General features: G+C 76.0%; 21 protein-coding genes. 11 read left to right on the plus strand and 10 right to left on the minus strand.

The genetic code is table 11. The features are described 5' to 3' along the window. Positions 1-23: 23 nt before the first annotated feature. Both ACI8AG_RS11270 and ACI8AG_RS11275 read right to left on the minus strand, forming a co-directional pair. Positions 24-1,034, minus strand: coding sequence for a DUF4349 domain-containing protein (locus ACI8AG_RS11270; RefSeq protein ID WP_456597116.1), 1,011 nt, complete (start codon positions 1,032-1,034; stop codon positions 24-26). A 382-nt stretch (positions 1,035-1,416) separates the two neighbouring features. Beyond that, positions 1,417-2,268 carry an alpha/beta fold hydrolase gene (locus ACI8AG_RS11275; RefSeq protein WP_456597117.1) on the minus strand — a complete coding sequence of 284 codons (852 nt, stop codon included), beginning with the start codon at positions 2,266-2,268 and terminating at the stop codon, positions 1,417-1,419. A 55-nt stretch (positions 2,269-2,323) separates the two neighbouring features. Between ACI8AG_RS11275 and ACI8AG_RS11280 the strand changes: the two genes are divergently transcribed. Beyond that, positions 2,324-3,736 carry a M20/M25/M40 family metallo-hydrolase gene (locus tag ACI8AG_RS11280; protein WP_456597118.1) on the plus strand — a complete coding sequence of 471 codons (1,413 nt, stop codon included), beginning with the start codon at positions 2,324-2,326 and terminating at the stop codon, positions 3,734-3,736. Between the two features lie 30 nt (positions 3,737-3,766). On the opposite strand, the gene ACI8AG_RS11285 is transcribed toward ACI8AG_RS11280, so the two are convergent. Continuing rightward, positions 3,767-4,567, minus strand: a complete 801-nt coding sequence (locus tag ACI8AG_RS11285) for a putative protein N(5)-glutamine methyltransferase (protein ID WP_456597119.1) — start codon at positions 4,565-4,567, stop codon at positions 3,767-3,769. Positions 4,568-4,630: 63 nt separating this feature from the next. Here ACI8AG_RS11285 and ACI8AG_RS11290 point away from each other — a divergent pair, with 63 nt between their 5' ends. The 4 genes from ACI8AG_RS11290 (at position 4,631) to nudC (ending at position 9,226) form a co-directional block, all read left to right on the plus strand. Continuing rightward, complete coding sequence (locus tag ACI8AG_RS11290; protein ID WP_456597120.1) at positions 4,631-5,533, plus strand: DUF2510 domain-containing protein; 903 nt, start codon at positions 4,631-4,633, stop codon at positions 5,531-5,533. A gap of 137 nt (positions 5,534-5,670) precedes the next feature. Next, the gene (locus tag ACI8AG_RS11295; RefSeq protein ID WP_456589886.1) at positions 5,671-6,981 is read left to right on the plus strand and encodes a M16 family metallopeptidase; all 1,311 of its coding nucleotides are present in this window, start codon (positions 5,671-5,673) and stop codon (positions 6,979-6,981) included. After that, the gene (locus tag ACI8AG_RS11300) at positions 6,978-8,342 is read left to right on the plus strand and encodes a M16 family metallopeptidase (RefSeq protein WP_456589885.1); all 1,365 of its coding nucleotides are present in this window, start codon (positions 6,978-6,980) and stop codon (positions 8,340-8,342) included. The genes ACI8AG_RS11295 and ACI8AG_RS11300 overlap by 4 nt, the downstream gene beginning before the upstream one ends. Then, entirely contained in the window at positions 8,339-9,226 is an 888-nt protein-coding gene (gene nudC, locus ACI8AG_RS11305; RefSeq protein ID WP_456589884.1) for an NAD(+) diphosphatase, read from the plus strand. The genes ACI8AG_RS11300 and nudC overlap by 4 nt, the downstream gene beginning before the upstream one ends. Here the strand turns inward: nudC and ACI8AG_RS11310 are convergent. The 3 genes from ACI8AG_RS11310 to ACI8AG_RS11320 all read right to left on the minus strand — a co-directional run bounded on the left by ACI8AG_RS11310 (position 9,223) and on the right by ACI8AG_RS11320 (position 10,799). After that, the gene (locus ACI8AG_RS11310; RefSeq protein ID WP_456589883.1) at positions 9,223-9,777 is read right to left on the minus strand and encodes a uridine kinase; all 555 of its coding nucleotides are present in this window, start codon (positions 9,775-9,777) and stop codon (positions 9,223-9,225) included. The two genes, nudC and ACI8AG_RS11310, sit on opposite strands and share 4 nt — an antisense overlap. 95 nt (positions 9,778-9,872) lie before the next feature. Beyond that, complete coding sequence (locus ACI8AG_RS11315) at positions 9,873-10,388, minus strand: ANTAR domain-containing protein (protein ID WP_456597121.1); 516 nt, start codon at positions 10,386-10,388, stop codon at positions 9,873-9,875. Positions 10,389-10,532: 144 nt separating this feature from the next. Continuing rightward, entirely contained in the window at positions 10,533-10,799 is a 267-nt protein-coding gene (locus ACI8AG_RS11320; RefSeq protein WP_456589881.1) for a mycoredoxin, read from the minus strand. A 189-nt stretch (positions 10,800-10,988) separates the two neighbouring features. On the opposite strand from ACI8AG_RS11320, the gene ACI8AG_RS11325 reads away from it, so the two are divergent. From ACI8AG_RS11325 to ACI8AG_RS11340, 4 genes are all read left to right on the plus strand, one after another. Next, positions 10,989-12,983, plus strand: coding sequence for an ATP-dependent helicase (locus tag ACI8AG_RS11325; RefSeq protein WP_456589880.1), 1,995 nt, complete (start codon positions 10,989-10,991; stop codon positions 12,981-12,983). A gap of 195 nt (positions 12,984-13,178) precedes the next feature. Then, positions 13,179-13,478 carry a hypothetical protein gene (locus tag ACI8AG_RS11330; RefSeq protein WP_456597122.1) on the plus strand — a complete coding sequence of 100 codons (300 nt, stop codon included), beginning with the start codon at positions 13,179-13,181 and terminating at the stop codon, positions 13,476-13,478. Between the two features lie 269 nt (positions 13,479-13,747). Further along, entirely contained in the window at positions 13,748-13,963 is a 216-nt protein-coding gene (locus tag ACI8AG_RS11335) for a WhiB family transcriptional regulator (RefSeq protein ID WP_456589878.1), read from the plus strand. Positions 13,964-14,043: 80 nt separating this feature from the next. Continuing rightward, positions 14,044-14,208: a hypothetical protein gene (locus ACI8AG_RS11340; RefSeq protein WP_456594748.1), complete on the plus strand. Its 165-nt coding sequence runs from the start codon at positions 14,044-14,046 to the stop codon at positions 14,206-14,208. A 253-nt stretch (positions 14,209-14,461) separates the two neighbouring features. Here the strand turns inward: ACI8AG_RS11340 and ACI8AG_RS11345 are convergent, their stop codons facing one another. The 3 genes from ACI8AG_RS11345 to ACI8AG_RS11355 form a co-directional block, all read right to left on the minus strand. Next, on the minus strand, positions 14,462-15,784 hold the full coding sequence (locus ACI8AG_RS11345) for an ABC1 kinase family protein (protein ID WP_456597123.1): 1,323 nt from the start codon (positions 15,782-15,784) through the stop codon (positions 14,462-14,464). Beyond that, entirely contained in the window at positions 15,781-16,959 is a 1,179-nt protein-coding gene (locus ACI8AG_RS11350) for a ThiF family adenylyltransferase (RefSeq protein WP_456597124.1), read from the minus strand. Before ACI8AG_RS11350 ends, ACI8AG_RS11345 begins: the two co-directional genes overlap by 4 nt. Before the next feature lie 171 nt (positions 16,960-17,130). Beyond that, positions 17,131-17,283: a DUF5679 domain-containing protein gene (locus ACI8AG_RS11355; protein WP_012950213.1), complete on the minus strand. Its 153-nt coding sequence runs from the start codon at positions 17,281-17,283 to the stop codon at positions 17,131-17,133. Between the two features lie 410 nt (positions 17,284-17,693). Between ACI8AG_RS11355 and ACI8AG_RS11360 the strand changes: the two genes are divergently transcribed. After that, on the plus strand, positions 17,694-18,284 hold the full coding sequence (locus ACI8AG_RS11360) for a M48 metallopeptidase family protein (RefSeq protein ID WP_456597125.1): 591 nt from the start codon (positions 17,694-17,696) through the stop codon (positions 18,282-18,284). A gap of 5 nt (positions 18,285-18,289) precedes the next feature. Here ACI8AG_RS11360 and ACI8AG_RS11365 read toward each other — a convergent pair whose 3' ends face one another. Next, positions 18,290-19,723: a zinc-dependent metalloprotease gene (locus tag ACI8AG_RS11365; RefSeq protein ID WP_456597126.1), complete on the minus strand. Its 1,434-nt coding sequence runs from the start codon at positions 19,721-19,723 to the stop codon at positions 18,290-18,292. Between the two features lie 178 nt (positions 19,724-19,901). On the opposite strand from ACI8AG_RS11365, the gene ACI8AG_RS11370 reads away from it, so the two are divergent. Then, the gene (locus ACI8AG_RS11370; protein ID WP_456597127.1) at positions 19,902-20,924 is read left to right on the plus strand and encodes a YlbL family protein; all 1,023 of its coding nucleotides are present in this window, start codon (positions 19,902-19,904) and stop codon (positions 20,922-20,924) included. The last annotated feature ends 64 nt before the right edge of the window (positions 20,925-20,988 follow it).

Consider the following 20,988-nt stretch of genomic DNA (forward strand, 5'->3'; position numbering starts at 1 on the left):
CTTCCTCTCGGCAGGAGAACCCATCAGCCCTGCGGCGTGGTGGGCGGGGCCGGGGGTGGCGTCGCCGGGGGCGGGGCCACCGTGGGCGCTCGCCGCCGCGCTCGGCGGACCGGCACGAGGACCGCACCGGCCACCAGCGCGGCGACGGCCACCCACGGCAGGACGACCCCGAGGACGACGGCGACCGAACCGGCGGTCGACGCCAGGGCCCGCCACCCAGTGCCCAGCCCGCCGAGGAAGCCGTCGGGCCCACCGGGCGGCGCCACGCCGAACGGCTCCAGGTGCACGCGCAGCGTCGACAGCTCCACCCGGTCGGCCAGCAGCGCGCGCCGCGACAGCAGCGACTCCAGCTGCTCCTGCCGCTCGGAGAGAGCCTTCTCGGCGGCCAGCAGGGCCTCGGTGTCGGCCGCCCCCTCCATCAGCGCCTGCAGCCGCGCCACGGAGGTTCGCAGCGCCGCGATCCGCGCGTCCAGGTCGACCACCGTCGTCGTGACGTCGGAGTGGGACACCGACACGTTCGCGACGTCGCCGAGGTCCTCGAGCTCGGCCAGCACACCGGTGAGCTCGAACGCCGGCACCCGCACCACGAGCTCGGCGACGGCCCCTCGAGTGCCGTCCCCCGACGCCGTCTGCTCGGTGCGCTCCTCGATCCGCCCGCCGACGGACTCGACCAGCTCGCTCACCTGCTGGGCACCCTCGGCCGGGTCCTCGACCGCCACGGAGGCGCTGGCAGTGGTCACCACCTGCCGGTCGCCATCGGTCTCGAACGGGTCGTCCGGCGCACTTCCGAGATCCCCCGGGATCGCGGGCACGGGAGCGACCGCGCCCCCGCCGGCACCGCCGTCTGCGCTACCGGACTCCGCGCCCGGCGAGCCCGTGCAGCCGGCCAGCAGCGCCAGGGCCAGCGCCGCGGCTGCCGTGCCGAGGAATCGTCGCGCGGCGCGGACCGGAGGCCGCTGGGTCGCCGCCGACCGGCGTCGACACCCGGTCGTGATGCCGAGGGGTGGTGCGAGGTTCGCGCGTGTCCCGACCATGCCGGTGTGGTCCTTTCCCCGGTGGTGCCTTCCGGGGGATGACGGCACGACGCCCCCGGCACGTTCCCGCGGGAACGTGCCGGGGGCACCGGACCTCAGCCGGGCGCACGGTGACGGCGAGGCCGCCCGCGGGCGTCGGCCCCTCCGTCTCCGCCCGGACCGGTCCGCGCTCGACCGCGCCGGGAGAGCGGACGACGTGCGGGTGCAGCTCCGCCGGGCGGTCGGCTCCCGAGCGGCGGGTCCAGCCGGTGCCGACACGTCGGCTCGTCGACGAGTCGACATGTCGCCGGCGAGCGCACTCAGGACAGCCGCATGACCACGGGGTCGTCGAACAGGTCGCATCGGGCGCCGGCGTCCTCGGCCACCCGAGCCGGCAGCGCGCTTACGACGAGGCGACGCGGTCCAGGATCGCCGCGGCCAGCTGCTCGGGCGCCTGCTCGGGGACCCAGTGCGTGATCCCGGGCAGCTCGACGAACCGGTAGTCGCCGGTCACGAACTCCTCGCACGCCTGCGCGGCCGTGCGGCCGATCGCGACGTCGGCGTCGCTCCACACGTAGGTGGTGGGCACCTCGACCTTGTCCACGCGGATGTCCGAGCTCATCGCGCGGTACCAGTTCAGCGCCGCGGTCAGCGCGCCCGGCGCCGACAGCGCCGCCACGTACTCGTCCGCGGCCTCGGGGGAGACGCCGGTCTCGCCGTCGGCGCCCAGCAGCATCCGGCGCAGCCGCCGCGCGTCGTCGGCCAGCAGCACCTCCTCCGCCTTGCCCGGCTGCCAGAACAGCCGGATGTAGGCCGAGCGCTCCTTCTGCTCCGGGTCGATCCGGAAGGCCGCGGTGTACGCCGCCGGGTGCGGCACCGACACGGCGGTCAGCGACCGCACCCTGTCGCTGTGCCACGCGGCCAGCGTCCACGCCACGTTGGCACCCCAGTCGTGGCCCACCACGTCGGCCACCGGGATCTCCAGCGCCGTCATGAGGTCCGCCGTCACCTGCGCCAGATTCTGCATGGCGTAGGCCCCCACCTCGGCGGGCCGCGCGCCGGGGGAGTAGCCCAGCTGGTCCGGCGCGTAGGTGCGCAGACCTGCCTGGGTGAGCAGCGGCGTCACCGCGGCCCAGGACGCCGACGTCTGCGGGAAGCCGTGCAGGAGCAGCACCGGCCGGCCGTCCTCGGGTCCGTCGACGCGCACGTCGAAGGTCAGGTCGCCGACATCGGTCCGCAGCAGCTCTCCGGGCATGCCCGGACGCTAGCCGGGCGGAGAGCGCTGCGCTGGCGGCACTACCGTCGACGCCGTGACCAGCGCCGAACGTGACTTCGTCCTCGACCACCTCGACGACGTGCACGCAGACCTCGACGCCTGGCTGCGCATCCCGTCCATCTCGGCCGACCCCGCGCACTCCCGCGACGTCGCCGCGAGCGCCACCTGGCTGGCCGACGCGCTGCGCCGGGTCGGCTTCCCGACCGTCGAGATCTGGCCGACCGCCGGCGCGCCGGCCGTCTTCGCCGAGTGGCCCAGCGCCGACACCGGTGCGCCGGTCGCCCTGGTCTACGGCCACCACGACGTGCAGCCGGTCGACCCGCTGGAGCTCTGGGAGCACCCGCCGTTCGAGCCCACCCGGGTCGAAGGCCCCGACGGCCCCGAGCTGCACGCCCGCGGCGCGATCGACGACAAGGGCAACGTCGCTTTCCACCTGCTCGGCATCCGCGCCCACTTGGCGGCGACCGGCCGCGACACCCCCGCCGTCACGGTGAAGCTGCTGATCGAGGGCGAGGAGGAGTCCGGGTCCCCGCACTTCGAGGCCCTGCTCCGGGAGAAGGCCGACCGGCTCGCCTGCGACGTCGTCGTCGTCAGCGACACCGGCATGGCCGCACCCGACGTGCCCAGCGCCGTGACCGCGATGCGCGGGCTGGCCGACGCCGAGATCACCCTGCGCGGCCCGGCAGTGGACCTGCACTCCGGGTCGTTCGGCGGCGCCGTCCCCAACCCGTTGCACGCCATGGCCGAGCTGATCGCGAAGCTGCACGACGACCAGGGCCGGGTGACCATCCCCGGCTTCTACGACGAGGTGCGGCCGCTGTCGGACCGCGAGCGCGAGCTGATGGGCCGGGTGCCCTTCGACGAGCAGGCCTGGCTGGCCGGTCCGGCTGCCTCGCGCGCGACCTACGGCGAGGCCGGCTTCAGCACCCTGGAGCGCACCGGCGCCCGCCCGACCGCGGAGGTCAACGGCATGTGGGGCGGGTACACCGGGCCCGGCCACAAGACGATCATCCCGGCCGAGGCGCACGCCAAGGTGACCTTCCGGCTCGTCTCCGACCAGCGGCCGGAGGACGTCGGCCCGCGGCTGCGCGCCTGGGTGGCGGCCAACGTCCCGGCCGGCATCGAGGCCGAGGTGCACACCCCGCCGGGCGGCGTCGCCCCGTGCGCGAGCGACCTGGACTCCCCGTACATGGACGCGCTGCTGACCGCCATCGGCCAGGCCTTCGACCGCGATCCGGCCGACGTGCTCTTCACCCGCGAGGGAGGCAGCGGCCCCGAGGCGGCGATCGTCGAGGCGCTCGGTGCGCCGCTGCTGTTCCTCGGCGCGGGCCTGCCCACCGACCGCATCCACTCGCCGAACGAGCGGGTGCTGCTGCCGATGCTGTACCGCGGCGCGGAGGCGGCGGCGCACCTGTGGCGGGAGCTGGCCGCGGCGCCGCGGCGCTGAGGACCTGACGGCATTCCCGCGGGAACGCCGTCACCGCGTTACCGGGAGGTCGTCCGGGAGCGTGCCGACGACGACGGTCGCGCCGAGGTCCTCGTCGGTCACCAGCCGGGGCAGCAGGCCGCCACGGGTGACGACGTCGACCGCCGCCTGCGCCTGCCCCTCGCCGCACTCGAACAGCAGCGCCCCACCCGGCGCCAGCCACTCCGCCGCCCGGGCCGCGACCCGGCGGGCGAGCGCCAGCCCGTCCGCGCCGCCGTCGAGGGCGGTCCGCGGTTCGTGGTCGCGGGCCTCCGGCGGGAGGAGCGCGAGGGCGCCGGTCGGCACGTAGGGCACGTTCGCGGTGAGGACGGCGACCCGGCCGCGGAGCCCCGCCGGCAGCGCGTCGAACAGGTCGCCTTCGTGCACGGGCACCCCGGGAAGATTGTCCCGGGCGCAGGCCGCGGCGGCGGGGTCGAGGTCGGCCGCGTGCAGCTGGATGCCCGGCACGGCCGCCGCGAGCGCGGCGCCGACCGCTCCCGTACCGCAGCACAGGTCGACGACGACGGCGCCCGGGCGGGCGAACGGCAGGGCCGCGCGGACCACCAGCTCGGTCCGGCGGCGCGGGACGAAGACCCCCGGCGCGACGGTGATCCGCAGCCCGCAGAACTCCGCCCAGCCCAGCAGCACCTCCAGGGGCGTCCCCGCCACCCGCCGCTCGACCAGCCGCGCCAGGTCGGCGGCGTCGCCGGCCGCGGACACGAGCAGCGCCGTCTCCTCCTCGGCGAAGACGCAGCCGACGGCCCGCAGCCGGGCCACGACCGCCGGGTCGGGCGCGGCTCCGGCGGGGTGCACGGCGGCCTCCTTCGACGGCGCGGGCGACGGTGCCGCCGCGGGCCACGCCCTTACGCTGAGCCCGTGACCGGAGTGGGCCAGGAAGCGGCGCCGGGCTGGTATCCGGACCCGGGTGGCGCCCCTGGCATGGTGCGCTGGTGGAGCGGCAGCGCGTGGTCCGACGTCATGATGCCCGCCGGCCCCGGGGTCGAGGTGCACCGGGCCGCCGCGCGGACCGCGGCTCCGCGGCCCCCGGAGCCGGTGGCCCCTGCGGCGCCCGTCGCCCCCGCCGGGGCCCGGTCGCGGATCCGGCGATGGGTCGCCGCGGCCGCCGTCCTGGTGCTCCTCGTGGCCGCCGTCGTCACCGTGCTGTCGCTGGGCTCGGGCGGGGACGGCGGCACCACCGCCGCTCCCGCGCAGCAGCCCGGTGCGGCCCCCGCGCCGGCACCCGGCCAGGCGTTCCCGCCGGGCACGGTACGGATCATCGACGAGGCCGCCGGCATCTCCTACCCGTACCTGGGCGAGGGCTGGCGGGAGTTCGACCTGGGCCGGCAGCTGGAGACGACCACGACCGCCGGGCAGTACTTCACGACGCAGGAAGCCACGCCCGACGGCGGGATCTTCATCTCCCAGTGCACCTCCGGGCCAGTGGCCGACGGATACGGGTGGGCGGGTCCCTCGACCCTGCAGAGCACGGTGACGACGCTGGCCGCCAGCGTCCGCGCCAACTACTACCCGTGGCCGAACACGATCGAGGTCCGGCGCGACGAGCCCCGGACCGTCGACGGGCGTGCCGCCCACCTCGTCGAGTTCCAGCTGGCGTGGGACGTCGAGGGCTACGACGCCTCGGGGGAGCGGGCAGCGCTGCTGCTGATCGACGTCGGCCGGCCGGCCCCGGCGCTGCTCTACGTCTCCATCCCCAACACCCACGCCGAGCTGTACGGCGTCATCGACCGGGTCCTCGGCGCCGTCGAGGTATTGGAGTGACGAGCTGAGCGGGCGACCGACGAGCGGAGCCCGGAGGGTTCCGGAGGAGGGACGCGGCAGCAGGGGCTCACCAGGGATGGGGACGGCAACTGGCCGCGGTGTCACCCGGAGGGTGACGTCGTCGTAGGGTCGGGCGCGTGACTGCGGCTGGTACCGAACTGACCCTGCGGCACCCGATCGAACGGTTCACGCTGGACAACGGCCTGCGGGTGGTCCTCGCCCCCGACCGCAGCGTGCCGGTGGTGGCGGTGAGCGTCTACTACGACGTCGGGATGCGCAACGAACCCGAGGGGCGCACCGGCTTCGCCCACCTCTTCGAGCACATGATGTTCCAGGGGTCGGCCAACGTCGCGAAGATGGAGCACGCGCGGCTGGTGCAGGCCGCCGGTGGCACGTTCAACGGGTCCACCCACCAGGACTACACGAACTACTTCCAGGCGCTGCCCGCCGAGGCGCTCGAGCGCGCCCTCTTCCTCGAGGCCGACCGCATGGCGGCGCCGGCGATCACCGAGGAGAACCTCCGGAACCAGATCGACGTGGTGAAGGAGGAGATCCGGGTCAACGTGCTCAACCGCCCCTACGGCGCCTTCCCGTGGCTGCAGCTGCCGCAGGTCGCCTTCGAGACCTTCGCCAACACCCATGACGGCTATGGCTCCTTCGTCGACCTGGAGTCCTCCACGGTCGCCGACGCCACCGACTTCTTCGAGAAGTACTACGCGCCGGGCAACGCCGTGCTGTGCATCGGCGGCGACCTCGACGTCGCCGCGACCGAGGAGCTGGTCCGCCGCTGGTTCGGCCCCATCCCCGGCCGGCACGTCCCGCCCTTGCCGGCCACCGGGGAGCCGTCCCCCACGACGGTGCGCTCCGCGGTGATCGAGGACCCCCTGGCGCCGGCGCCCGCGCTCGCCCTGGGCTGGCGGGTGCCCGACCCGGTCGGTGACTTCGACACCTACCTGGGCAGCGTGCTGCTGGCCGAGGTGCTCAGCGAGGGCGACGCCTCCCGGCTGGAGCGCCGGCTGGTCCACGACGACCGGATCGCCATCGCGCAGAGCAGCTACGTGGGCCTGTTCGGCGACCCCTTCGACGTCCGCGACGCGACCCTGCTCACCACGCAGGTGCACCACCCGGCCGCCGTGCCGGCCGAGCGCGTGATGGCCGCCGTGCACGAGGAGGTGGCGCGCATCGCCGACGAGGGCGTCGACGCGGACGAGCTGCGCCGGGTGCAGGCCCGCATCGAGGCGCAGCTGCTCCAGCAGGCCGACTCGGTGCTCGGGCGCACCCTCGCCTTCGCCGCGGCCGAGCTCGTCCACGGGCGCGCGGAGCTCGCCGGCGAGCTCGCCGCCCGCCTCGCGGCGGTGACCCCCGAGGCGGTGCAGGGAGCCGCCCGCGGGCTCGATCCGGGCACCGCCGCGGTGCTGGAGCTGCGACCTGCTGGAGGTACCCGATGACCGCACCCGAGCAGGTCTCGCTGATCCCGCCGCTGGGCGAGCCGCGCCCGCAGCCGGCGCCGGTGGCCGAGGAGACCACGCTGCCCAACGGGCTCCGGGTCGTCGTGGTCCCGCGCCCCGGGGTGCCCCTGGTCGAGCTCCGGCTGCGGGTGCCGTTCGCCGCGCCCAACACCCGCAACGCCGGCGTGCACGCGGCGCGCGGCGCCGTCCTCTCCGGGGCGGTGCTGCTCGGGACGCAGCGGCACGACCAGGCCGAGGTCGCCCAGCTGCTGCAGAGCCACGGCGCCGAGCTGTCGGTGAGCACCGACGCCGACCGGCTCATCTTCGGCACCACCCTGCTGCCCGGCGGTCTCGGCCCCGTCCTCGAGCTGCTCGCCGAGCTGCTCACCGGCGCCAGCTACCCGGCCGGCCGGGTGGACGGCGAGCGGGACCGGCTGGCCGAGCGGATCGCGATCGCCCGCACGCAGCCGGGCATGATCGCCCGCTCGGCGCTGGCCGCCCGCCGGTACGGCACCCACCCGTACGCCATCCAGCTGCCCGACGCCGAGCTGGTCTCCGCCGTCCGCGCCCCGGCGCTGCGGCGGCTGCACCGCGAGCGGGTCCTGCCCGCGGGCAGCACCCTCGTCCTCGTCGGCGACCTGGACCCCGCGGCCGCGACCGACACCGCCGCCGCGGCGCTCGAGGCGTGGACCGGCAGCGGCAAGGCGGTGGAGACCCCGCCGGTCGCCGAGCAGCCGGCGCACGGCATCCAGCTCGTGCACCGGTCCGGCGCGGTGCAGTCGAACCTGCGGCTGGGCGGCCCGGCCCCCAGCCGGACCGACCCCGACCTCCCGGCGGCACGGCTGGCGGCGATGGTCTACGGCGGGTACTTCTCCTCCCGGCTGGTGGAGAACATCCGCGAGCGGCGCGGTTACAGCTACAGCCCGCGCAGCGCCATCGACCACCAGCGCGCGGCGTCGTCGTTCCTGGTCGAGGCCGACGTGGCCACCGAGGTGACCGGGCCGGCCCTGCTCGAGACGCTCTACGAGCTCGGGCGGATGGCGCTGACCCCGGTGACCGAGGCGGAGCTGGACGCCGCCCGCCGCTACGTCCTCGGCAGCATGGCGCTGTCCACTTCCACCCACGCCGGCCTGGCCAGCACGCTGTCGGCGCTGCTCGGCGTGGGGCTGCCGGCGGACTGGCTGAGCACCCACCAGCGCGACCTCACCGAGGTCACCGTGGAGCAGGTGCAGGCCGCGGCCGCGCGCTACCTGGCGCCCGAGGCGCTCACCGCCGTCGTCGTGGGCGACGCGGACCGCGTGGCCGCCGAGCTGGGCGCCCTGGCGCCGGTCACCGTCACCGGGGGCGGCGAGCAGGCGTGACCGCCGGCGGCGGCGACGGCCCCCTGCTGTCCCGGGTCGCGCACGACCGGGCGCACCTCGCCCGGGTGCTGCCCGACCCCACCGGCGGCCGGCCGGTGCGGGTGCTCACCGTCGACGCCGCCCGGACGGTGCCGGTGGCCGAAGGCCCCGACGGCCCCCGCCTGGTCTGGGACGAGCGGCCGGAGCTGCCGGCGGGCGCGGTCTTCCTCGGCGAGGCCGACGGCGTCCCGTACGCGGCGGTGCGCGGGGAACGGGCGCTGACCGTCAACGGCCGGCCGGTCGACCGCTGGGCCGGGCTGCGCGACGTCGGTGCGGAGCTCGGCGACCTGGACGCCGGCCTGCTGGCGGAGGCCGTCGGCATCCTGGAGTGGCACGAACGGCACCGGTTCAGCCCGCTCACCGGCGCCCCGACGACGGTCGAGCGGGCCGGCTGGACGCAGCGCGACCCCACCACCGGGACCGAGTTCTTCCCGCGGGTCGACCCCGCGGTGATCATGCTCGTCCACGACGGCGGCGACCGCGTGGTGCTCGGCCGGCAGGCGACCTGGCCGCCGGGCCGGTTCTCCATCCTCGCCGGCTTCGTCGAGCCGGGGGAGTCCGCCGAGGCGGCCGTCGCCCGCGAGGTCGAGGAGGAGGTCGGGCTCCGCGTCAGCGACGTCCGCTACGTCGCCAGCCAGCCCTGGCCGTTCCCGCAGTCGCTCATGCTCGGGTTCGTGGCCCGCGCCGACGGCGACCAGGACCTCCGGCTCGATCCGCACGAGATCGAGGAGGCCCGCTGGTTCACCCGCGACGAGCTCCGGGCGCCCGGCGGGCAGCTGGCGGTGCCGCCGTCGATCTCCATCGCCCGGCACATCCTCGACCGCTGGCTGCGCGGCGAGCTCTAGGCACCCCAGCGACCGCCGAGCACGAGCGCGGGGCGGTCGGCGTGGTCAGCCAGCACCACGGCGTCGGCCAGCGCCACGGGATCGACCTCGTCGTCGTAGCGGTCGAAGGCCGGGAGCGCCCAGGCCGCCTCCGACGGGGTCCTGCGTCGCCGCGCGGCGGGCGTCACCCGCAGGTGCACCACGACGTCGAAGGCCAGGCCGACCCCCTGCAGCAGGGCGCCCGCCACCAGCAGCACGCCGCCGGCGGGTGCCGGACGGCGCGGCGCCCGGGCGGCCCGGTCGCGCTCCAGGTCCCACAGGACCGGCAGGTACTCCCCGGAGCCCCCCGGCCCGACCGGTCCCAGCACCTCGCGGGCGAGCGCGCCGGCGTCCAGCCAGTCGGTGTAGCGGGCGTCGGGATCGGTGCGCCCGTGCTCCAGCCGCAGCGACGCCGGCCGGTAGAACCCGGTGGCGGGGACGACGACGGCGGCCCGGCCCAGCGTCGGCAGGCGATCGGCGATCGAGCGCGCCAGGTCCTCCGGCTCCGCCAGCTCGGGGCCGTCGACGGCCACGCGCAGCGCGGTGGCGCCCGGCTCGGCGGGGAGCTCCGCCAGCAGCTCGGCCAGGCGGTCGGCGAGGGCGCCGGGGGACAGCGGCTCCGGTCGGGTCAGGAGCGGCCGTCCGCGGTGCTCACGGCGTCGGGCCGCACCGGCTCGACGCGCGGCGGCGGCGGGGGCACCGGCGCAGGCGCGGACGACGCGGTGCCTCCCGGTCCACCGGCGGGGGCGACGGCATCGGGCGCCAGGCTCGCGAGGACCTCGCGGGCGAGCTCGACCACGGGACGGCCCTGCGTGCGCGCCTCCCGGCGCAGCCCCTCGAACACCGTCCGCGGGCTGGCGCCCTGCCGTTCGGCCAGCACCCCGATCGCCCGCTCCGTGGACACCCGGGCGGCGAGCGCGTGCTCGAGCTGGGCGACGGTGCGCTGCAGGGCAGCGATCCGCACGTCGACCGGGTCGGCGTCACCGGGTGGCGTCACCGGGCCGCGGGCCGAGCGCCGGGCGGAGCGGTCGGGCTCGGGCAGACCGCCCATCTCGTCGGCCACCAGGTCGGCCAGGGTCATCCCCTCGACGAGGTCGTCGACGGGGTCACCGCCGACCGGATCGCCGTCGAGCGGGACGACCACCCACCCGCGCCCCGATCTGGTCAGGGCGACCCGCGGCCGGTCACCGGCCCCAGGGACGGCCGAGACCTCGGGGCGGGGCGGCGCATCGGGGGACACGTGCCCGTCGAGTTCGTCGGAGGGCCTGGGGCCGGGGACCACGGGTGCTCACGCCTCCGGTAGCTGTCCGAGCTGGGCCTTCACCGCGTCGATGCTCGGGTTGGTCAACGCGGTGCCGTCGGAGAAGACCAGCGTGGGCACCGTCCGGTTGCCGCCGTTGGCCTGCATGACCAGGTCCGCCGCCTGGGGATCGGTCTCGATGTCCACCTCGGCGAACTCGATGCCCTCGCGCTGCATCAGCTTCTTCAACCGCACGCAGTAGCCGCACCACGTGGTGGTGTACATCGTGACGGCAGCGCCGGGGGTCGTGGTCATCGCGGGGAGTCTCCCTGTTCGTGCCGGGTCGGTCCAGCCCCGTGGCGGGGTGGCGGTGGTGCGTGGGTCCCAACGTGGTGCTCCTGGGGATCCTTCCCGCCGTCCGTCGCTGCCGGCTGGGAGGATCGTCGCCGGGGGCCGTCGGCTCCCGGGTACGAGTCGGGTGAGGAACGGGGAGGGACGCCGGCGATGGCGCACGCGGACGCGGAGGCCGTGCTCGACGGCCTCGACGACGAGCAGCGTGCGGCGGCGCAGGCGGTGTCGGGGCCGGTCTGCATCCTCGCCGGTGCCGGCACCGGGAAGACGCGCACGATCACCCACCGGATCGCCTACGGCGTGCACACCGGCACCTACGTCCCCGAGCAGGTGCTCGCGGTCACCTTCACCGCGCGGGCGGCGGGTGAGCTGCGCGCCCGCCTGGCCGCCCTCGACGTGGGCGGGGTGCAGGCGCGCACCTTCCACGCCGCGGCGATGCGGCAGCTGAGGTACTTCGCCCCCCGGGTGCTCGGCGGCCCGATGCCCGGGCTGATCGAGAACAAGCTGCGGGTGGTGGCCTCCGCCGCTACGCGCAACCGGCTCACCACCGACCGGACGAGCCTGCGCGACCTCGCGAGCGAGATCGAGTGGGCCAAGACCACGCTGGCGACGCCGGAGGACTACCCGGCCCGCGCGCAGGCGGCCGGCCGCGAGGCCCCGTTCGAGCCCGCCGCCGTCGCCGCCGTCTACGCCAGCTATGAGCAGGCCAAGCAGCGCGACGGCGCCCTCGACTTCGAGGACCTGCTGCTGGTCACCGCCTACGCGCTCGAGGAGCACCCGGACGTCGCCCGCCAGGTCCGGGGCCAGTACCGGCACTTCGTCGTCGACGAGTACCAGGACGTCAACCCGCTGCAGCAGCGGCTGCTCGACGCCTGGCTCGGAGGGCGGGCCGAGATCTGCGTGGTCGGCGACCCGAACCAGACCATCTACTCCTTCACCGGCGCCGACCCCGACTACCTGCTCGGCTTCGCCGACCGGTATCCCGACGCGGCCGTGGTCAAGCTGGAGCGCGACTACCGGTCGACCCCGCAGGTCGTCGGGCTGGCCAACCGGCTGATCGGCCAGGCGCCTCCGCGCAAGGGCCTGCCCGGGCTTCGCCTGCTCGGCCAGCGGCCGCAGGGCCCGGAGCCGACGTTCGTCGAGCACCCCGACGAGCCGGCCGAGGCGGCGGCGGTCGCGGCGCGCTGCAAGGCCCTCATCGACGACGGCACGCCCGCCGCCGAGATCGCCGTGCTGTTCCGGATCAACGCGCAGTCCCAGGTGTACGAGTCCGCGCTCGCCGACGCGGGCGTGCCCTACGTCCTCAAGGGCGGGGAGCGCTTCTTCGAGCGGCCCGAGGTCCGGGAGGCGGTGCTGCTGCTGCGCGGGGCGGCCGCCGGGGGCAACGAGCCGGGCATGCTCGTGCCCGCCGTCCGCGACGTGCTGGCCTCCACCGGCTGGGTGGAGCACCGCCCGCCGGCCGGGGGCGCGGCGCGCGACCGCTGGCAGTCCCTCGCCGCGCTGGTCGACCTCGCCGTCGACCTGGTCGCCGAGAACCCCTCGCTCGACCTCGCCGGCTTCGTCACCCACCTCGCCGAGCGGGCCGACGCCCAGCACGCACCAACCGTCCAGGGCGTCACCCTCGCCTCGATGCACGCCGCCAAGGGCCTGGAGTGGGACGTCGTCTTCGTCGTCGGACTGGTCGACGGCGTGCTGCCGATCGCCCAGTCGCTGAGCCGTCCGGTGGCGGTGGAGGAGGAGCGCCGGCTGCTGTACGTGGCGGTCACCCGCGCCCGCGAGCAGCTGACCCTGTCCTGGTCGCTGGCCCGCAACCCGGGCGGCCGGCGCTCCCGGCCGCGGAGCCGGTTCCTCGAGGGGCTGGCGCCGGGCTCCGGGCCGACCGCGCCCCCGGCCCGGCGCCCCGCCAAGCGCCCCAAGGTGGTCCTGGAGGGCGAGGCCGGGGAGCTGTTCGAGCGGCTGCGCGCCTGGCGCAGCCAGGCGGCCCAGTCCGCCTCGGTGCCGGCCTACGTCGTCTTCTCCGACGCCACCCTGCAGGCCATTGCGGAGAGCCGGCCGGCCAGCCTCCGCGAGCTGTCCGGGTTGCCCGGGATCGGCGCCCGGAAGCTGGAGCTCTACGGCGAGGACGTGCTGGCCACCGTCACCGGCTGAGGCGGTGAGGGAGCGGTCGCCGAGGGCGACGGCAGGCGGTTCCGAGACCGGTGGGGACACCGTCCGGAGGACTCGTCGTTAATTCGATTGACCCGGAATCCGGGCGGTCATAGTGTCCCGTTCCACACGAGCTGCGCCCCGTAGCGCGCCCGGCCGACCGGCCGGGGGCGGAGAGAGGAAGGAGGGGGCATCCCGATGACCATCATCACTTCGATCACCGCTGCCTCCGCCGACCTCCTCGGCCTGGGCGGCATCGACACGCGTACGGGGGGCCTGGTCATGGCTGGTCCCGCTGCTCAGCACGAGGGCACCGGTCTGTCCTCCGCCGGCTGCGCCGGTGGCGAGTGGGCCGTCGGCACGCCGTTCGCGGCCGTCGCCCTCGACCGGCGCCCGAAGTCGCTCCGCGCTGTCGAGCGCCCCTTCGCGCCCACCTACCTGCCCACGAACGACGGCACCACCCTCGGGATCCGTTCCCCCGGGAGACCGCTGAGCTAGCCGCTCACCGGACCTCCTCGAGGCCGCGGAACCCGAACCCCGGGATCCGCGGCCTTTTTCTTTCCTCCGCGGCGCCCGGCCCCGACTTCGGTCGGCGGGCCCCCGCCGGCCGTACCCGACGAGTACGAGGAGGAGCGGCAGTGCAGCAGACGATCGACCGCCCGACGTCCCACCGCCGGCCCGGGCTCTCCCGGACCGGAGGCCCCGTCCCGCGGCGACCCCGTCCGTCCCTGCCCCCCGCCCCGGTCCGGCGCCCCCTGCCGTGCCGGGTGGAGGACCCCGAGCTGTGGTTCGCCGAGAGCCCGGCACAGCTGGAGCTCGCCAAGAGCTTCTGCGGCGACTGCCCGGTCCGGGAGGCGTGCCTGGCCGGCGCGCTCTCGCGCGCCGAGCCGTGGGGCGTCTGGGGCGGCGAGATCTTCGACCGGGGCGCCGTGATCGCCCGCAAGCGGCCACGTGGCCGACCCCGGAAGGTCGTCGCGGCGTGAGCCCGCGGTCATCCGGGTCCGGTAACCACACCACCAGCAGTTCCGTGCTCCCGTGGGGGAGCCGATCAGAGGAATCAGCCATGTACATGCTCGAGCACGAGATGGCCCGCAGCCGCATGACCGAGCTGCAGGCCGAGGCGATGGCCGTCTCGCGCGCCCGTCGTCTCTACCTGGCACGGCGGGCCGCCCGTCGCGCCGAGCGCGCGGTCCGCCGGGCCGCCCGCGCCAGCGCCGCCGTCTACTAGAAGGACCCCGTCCTCCTCACCCCTCGCACGCTCGGGGTGAGCCTCGGGACGGGGCCGCCGTCCTCCTCACCCCTCGCACGCTCGGGGTGAGCCTCGGGACGGGGCCGCCGTCCTCCTCACCCCTCGCACGCTCGGGGTGAGCCTCGGGACGGCGCCGACGGTCCTCCGGACCGCACCGCCACCACGAGCCGTCCCGGTGCCGTGGGGCCGGCGGTGCGGTCCGGAAACCGTCCCCCCGCGTCGGTCGGGGGTCTCAGTCGGCGAAGCCGGGGAGCCACTCCTCGAGGACGGCCCGCCAGTCGGCCGCGGCATCCAGCTGGCAGAGCACCCCGATAGATCCGATCGAGACCCGGTGGATCAGCAGGTACGCCGGTGGCAGGTTCAACTGCCTGCCCAGCCGGTTGGCCTCCGTCCGCGGATCGGCGATCCGCGTGGCCTGCTGCTGCATCCAGGCGCGGGTGAAGTGGAAGTGCCGCCCGGCGATGGGCTCCAGGAGGGGGAGCAGGTAGTCGAGCACCGCCTCGGGGTCGACGTGCACCCCCGGCCGCACGAAGCCCTCCGCGCGCAGATCGGCCAGCACCTCCGCCGCACGGCCGGCCAGGGCCCAGCGCAGCAGCCGCCCGATCGGCTCGGGGTGGCCGTCGGGGAGCCGGGCGATGGCCCCGAAGTCGATGACCCCGAGGCGGCCGTCGGGCACGAGCCGGAAGTTGCCCGGGTGCGGGTCGGCGTGCAGCAGCCCGGCGCGCTGCGGCGCGGAGAAGTGCAGCGTCGCCAGCAGCCGGCCGGCGCGGTCCCGCTCCTCACGGTTCCCCGAGGTGATGATCCGGGACAGCGGCGTGCCCTCGAGCCACTCGGAGACGATGACCTTGGGTGCGCTGGCCACCACCCGCGGGACCGCGATGTCGGCGTCCCCGGCGTAGGCGGCGGCGAACGCCCGCTGCGCGTCGGCCTCCAGGCCGTAGTCCAGCTCTTCCACCACGCGCGCCTTCAGCTCGGCGATCAGCGGCTTAACGTCCAGCCCGGGGAAGACGGCGGCGAACAGCCGGGCGAACCGGGCCAGCTGGTTCAGGTCGCTCATCAGCGCCGTCGCCGCGCCCGGGTACTGGATCTTCACCGCCACGTCGCGGCCGTCCCGCCACGTCGCCCGGTGCACCTGGCCGATGCTCGCCGCCGCGGCCGGGGCGTCGTCGAAGTCGGCGAAGCGCTGGCGCCACGAGCCGCCCAGCTGCTGCGCGAGGACCGCGTGCACGGTCCGCACGGGCATCGGCGGCGCCTCCTCCTGCAGCTTCGTGAGGGCCTCGCGGTACGGCGCGGCCATCTCCTCGGGCACCGCCGCCTCGAACACCGACAGGGTCTGGCCCAGCTTCATGGCGCCGCCCTTGAGCTGCCCCAGCACCGCGAACAGCTGCTCGGCGGTGCGCTGCTGCAGCTCGGCGTTCACCGTGTCCGCGGACTGCCCCGACAGACGCCTGCCCAGGCCCATGGTCGCGCGGCCCGCGGCGCCCAGGGGGAGGGAGGCCAGGCGCGCGGTCCGCGCGACCGACCCCCGGGGCATGGCCGGTCGCTCGTCACTCACACGTCCTCCTCGCCGGCGTCCGGTCGGAGCGGCGCCGTGTCGTGTCCGGTGAGCCCGTGAGCTCGCTCAGCGGCCATTGTCGCCCGACGAACCGGGATCCCGCCGGGAGGGCGTCCCTCGCCGTCCGTGGAGTCGGTCTCCCCGCCCGCCGCCGCGCCGCAGCCGCAGGACGGGTGCGGCGGCCATCGGCGCAGGCGGGGCAGCAGGTCGGGTGGGCGCAGCTCCACGGTGGCGTCGAGGGTGACCGGTGCACCGCGTCCGTCGACGCAGGCGAGCACCTGACCGGCCGCCAGCAGCGCGGTCAGCAGGCAGGTGAGCGTGGCCCCGCTGGCGGGCGGCTCCGCGGCGGTCAGCTGGGCCGCCAGCCGGGGCCAGCGCGGGTCGGCGTCGCGCCGGTGGAGGTCGCCGCAGCGCAGGCAGCTGGTGGCACCCGGGATCACCAGCGGCCCGACGACGCCCGTCTCACCGCGCACCGTGGCCACCAGGTGCGGTCCCGGCACGGCCGGGACCAGGGGGTCCGATGCGTCCCAGGGGCGGGTGAGGACGACGACGTCGGGCCGCAGCCCCGCCGGGAGGGGCCCGAGATCGGTCTGCGGACTGACCCGGCGGACGGCGTCCGCCGCCGCCACGGCGCGGGGCCGCCCCTCGTCGGCGGCGGTCAGGCCGCCGACCATCGCGTCTGCGGCGGTGACCACGCCCGCGTCCCGCACCACGACGCGGCCGATCCCGCTCGCGGCCAGGACAGCGGCCAGCGGGGTGCCCACACGTGTCGCACCCTCGACCACCACGGTGGCTCGCCGCCTGGTCCGCCAGCCGGCCGTTCCCGGGGTGGAGCCGGCCGCCGGCAGCTCGACCGCCGCGCGGGCGGCGGCGGCCGGACCGGGACCGATCGCGAGCAGGTCGGCCGGGTCCAGCTGCCGCACCAGGCCCGCCGAGGTGAGCGCGTCGAGGGCTGCGTCCACGAGGCCGGGCGCCAGGCCCGCGCGGGCGGCCTCGGCCCGGACGACCCGCCGCGATCGACGACCGTCGAGCGCGCGGAGCAGCGGAGCGAGCCCCGCGGCCGGGTGGAGGAGCAGCCCGTCGGTGGAGTCGACCCCGCCGATCTGGACGCCCTCGTCGTCACCGACGAGCAGCGGCGTCGCCGCCGGGAGGAGGGGATGGGCGTTGTCGCTCACCCCGGCAGGGTGGCAGCTGCGCGGCGGCGGCGCGCTCGTCGTCCACAGGGCCGTCCGGGACGACGACGGCGGCGCCCCTTCCCGGAACGCCGCCGACCGCAACTGCCTGGAACGGCCACCCTCCAGGGGCCCGCGCCGAGCCTGAGAGGTGCGGGGAGGAGGGTGGTCCTTCTAGGCCTTGCCGAGGATCCGGTTCATCTTGGTGCCGCAGACGGGGCAGGTGCCCTGCGCCATCCGGCGGCCGGACTCGCTGACCTTGACCTCACCGTCGAAGTCGCGCTTCTCCTTGCACTTCACGCAATAGCCGTTGTAGCTCTCCGCCACGGGATCTCCTCGTCTCCGGGGTGCCGCGGCTCGCACGCCGGGCACCGTTGGGCGAGCACGCTACCCGTGCCCGGTGGTCGCCATCCCCGTCGGCGGCCGCCCGGCGGCGAGTTCCCCGGCGGTCGGGGGCCCTCCCTTCCCCACAGCTGTGGACGACGCTGTGGATGCCATGGGGACGGCATGGCGTGTCCCTGTGCGGAACCGAGGGAGGGGCCGGGGACGGATCGCCCGCGGTGACCCCCGCCGCCCCGCCGACCAGCACAGACGTCCCCGTACGGGTGTGGACGCCCGCGTCCGGCCACCGTGGTCACCGGCTGGAGCGGCGGCGATGTCCACCGTCCGTGCGACCTGCACCCGAGCGGGTGTCTCCGCGCAGGCGCCACGCCGAGGCGGTGTCCTACGGTCTTCCCGTGCCCCGAACGCCCCCTGACGCGAGCGCCCTGCCTGGACCGGGGGACGGCGACGTCGTGGAGGTCCGGCGCAGCAGCCGTCGGCGGCGCACGGTGACCGCCTACCGGGAGATGGGCCGGACCGTGGTGCTCATCCCGGCGGCCTTCAGCCCGGCCGAGGAGCAGCGCTGGGTCGCCCAGATGGTCGCCAAGCTCCGCACGCGCGAGGAGCGCCGCAAGCGCTCCCTCGGTGGTGACGTCGAGCTCCTGGCGCGGGCGCGGGCGCTGTCGGCGGCGCACCTCGACGGCCTCGCCGAACCGGCGAGCGTGCGCTGGGTGGACAACCAGCACCGGCGCTGGGGGTCCTGCACCCCGGCCGACCGCACCATCCGCCTGTCGAGCCGGTTGCGCTCCATGCCGGAGTACGTCGTCGACTACGTGCTGGTGCACGAGCTGGTGCACCTGCTCGAGCCGGGTCACGACGAGCGCTTCTGGGCGCTCGTCGCCCGGTACCCCCGCGCGGAGCGCGCCCGCGGCTTCCTGGAGGGCGTCGAGCTGGCGGCCACCGCAGGCGCGGCGGGAGCCGAGCCGCCGCTCGACGTCGACGGCTGAGCCGGCTACCCCTGGTCGCCTGGCTCGCGCCGGTCCTCGCCCTCCTCGGGGTCGGAGCCCTCCTCGGTGTCGGAGCTCCCTTCGGCGTCGGACGCGCGGTCCGGAGCCCGCTCCGCGTCGTCGGCGGTCAGCGCGGCGAGCTCGTCGTCGACGCCCTGACGGGCGACGAAGTCCAGCGGCTCGTCCAGGTCCTCCGAGGTCGGCAGGAGGTCCGGGTGCGACCACAGCCGGTCCCGCGCCGCGCTGCCGTGCTGCTGCCCCATGGCGCCCCAGACCGTGGCCGCGTCGCGCAGCCGGCGGGGACGCAGCTGCAGCCCGACCAGGGTGGCGAAGGTCTGCTCCGCCGGCCCACCGGAGGCCCGTCGGCGCCGCATCGTCTCGGCGAGGGCGTCGTGCCCGGGCAGCCGGTCGCCCGCCGCGGCGGCGACCACGGTGTCCACCCAGCCCTCGACCAGGGCCAGGAGCGTCTCGAGACGGCGCAGCGCCATCTGCTGCTCGGGCGTCTCCTCGGGCTCGAGCACGCCGCTGCCGAGGAGGCGCTGGATGCTCTCCGAGTCGCTGGGGTCCAGCCCCGCGCCCATGCCGCCGGACATCGCCTCGTTGATGCCCCGCTCGATCGCCTCGCGGTCGATGGTGATGCCGCGGGCGTAGGCGTGCACGGCGTCCTGGAGCTGCTGGCGCAGCCAGGGGACGTGGGCGAACAGCCGCTGGGAGGCCGCCTCGCGCAGCGCCACGAAGAGCCGGACCTCGTCGGCCGGGCGGTCGAGCCCCTCGGCGAACGTGGCCAGGTTCTGCGGCACGAGCACGCCGGTGCCGGCCGGCGCCAGCGGCAGCCCGACGTCGGTGCTGGTGAGCACCTCGCCGGCGAGCGTGCCGAGGGCCTGCCCCACCTGGGCGCCGAACATCAGCCCGCCCATGCGGCCCATGATCCCGGCGACCGGCCCGAAGGACATGGCCGCCTCCTGCGGCAACGCGCTGGTCATCGCCGCCACCACGCGCTCGGCCAGCGGATCGATGAGCGCAGCCCACGCCGGCTGGGTCTGCTCGACCCACTCCACCCGCGACCACGCGGCGGTGCGCTCGATCCCCGACGGCAGCTCGGTCACCTGGTCGAGCCACAGGTCGGCCAGCCGGAGCGCCTCGGCGGTCGCGGAGCGCTCCTGCTCCGACGACGGCTGGTGCCCGGCCGCCAGCTGGCTGATCGCCCCCTGCCGGGCCAGGTCCCAGTTGACCGGGCCCCCCGACCAGTTCATGAGCTTCTGCAGCTCGGCGAACAGCGGCATCTTGCCGAGCACGTCGTCGGGCGACCCGCCGCCGGCCATGCCGCCGAAGAGGGCGCCGAGGCCGAACGGGTCGCCGCCCTGGTCACCGCCCTTGCCGGGCTCCCGGCGCTCGGGGTCGCGGTCGGGCAGGCCGAAGCCGAACGGGTGGTCGCTCATGCGTCCACGGTAGACGCGTGATCTTCGGCCGTGGGGCGGGATCGCGTTCGCCAGGAGCGCACCAGGTCGCGCGGGCGCCCCGCCGGCGCGCGGTGGGGGACGGCCGGAGGGCTCCCACCGGCCCCGCTGCCGCGGGCTCGCGCCGCGCCCCGGCGACGGGGCCCTAAGCTCGCCGGTCGTGACCCGTCGGATCGCCGTCCTCAGTGTCGGCGCCGTTCTGCTGCTGCTGTTCGGCGTGCTCGGCACGAGCGTGCCGGTGCCCTACGTGGCACAGGTCCCCGGCCCGACGTTCGACACGCTCGGGGAGGTCGACGGCGAGCCGATCATCGCCGTGGAGGGCAGGGAGCGCAACGAGGTCGAGGGCGACCTCACCCTCACCACCGTCGGGGTCAGCCGTGGCGGGCTGAGCCTCGTGCAGGCCGTGCGCGGCTGGTTCGACGACGAGGTCAGCGTCGTCCCCGAGGAGTCCGTCTACCCGCCCGACCGCACCGAGGAGGAGACCCGGCAGGTCAACCGCCAGGCCTTCCTCACCTCGGAGCAGGCGGCCGAGAGCGTCGCCCTGGGCGAGCTCGGCTACCCGCAGAAGGTGGTCGTGCGGGAGGTCCCCGAGGGCTCGCCGTCGCAGGGGCTGCTCGAAGAGGGCGACGCGATCGAGTCGGTCGACGGGCAGCCGGTGCCCGACTCGGAGGTCCTGACCGACGTCCTCGCCGGCATCCCGCCCGGGACGCCGGTCACGGTCGGCTACACGCGGCTGGGCGAGCCGGGTACCGCGACGGTCACCACCCAGGCGGCCGAGGAGCGGGAGGGCTCGCGGCTGGGCGTCAGCGTGCTCGACCAGCCGTCCGCGCCGTTCGACGTGGACATCCAGGTGGCCGATGTCGGCGGCCCGTCGGCCGGGCTCATGCTCACCCTCGGCATCCTGGACCTCGTGGGCGAGGAGGATCTGACCGGCGGCGCGGTCATAGCCGGCACCGGTACGATCGACCTGGCGGGGAACGTGGGACCCATCGGCGGTGTCCCGCTGAAGATGGTGTCCGCCCGCGACATCGGCGCCGAGCTGTTCCTGGTCCCCGCCGACAACTGCGCCGAGGCGCTGGCCGCTCCCGACACCGGCGTCCCGCTGGCCCGGGTCGCCACCCTCGACGACGCGCTGGCGGCCCTTGCCGACGTGCGCGCCGGCCGGACACCGGAGAGCTGCTGACCCGACCCCACACGGCGCCGACGCGCCCCCACCGGGAACCCCGCGCCGTCCGGTGCGTTGTCCT

The sequence above is a fragment of the Blastococcus sp. SYSU DS0552 genome (genome assembly GCF_054050815.1).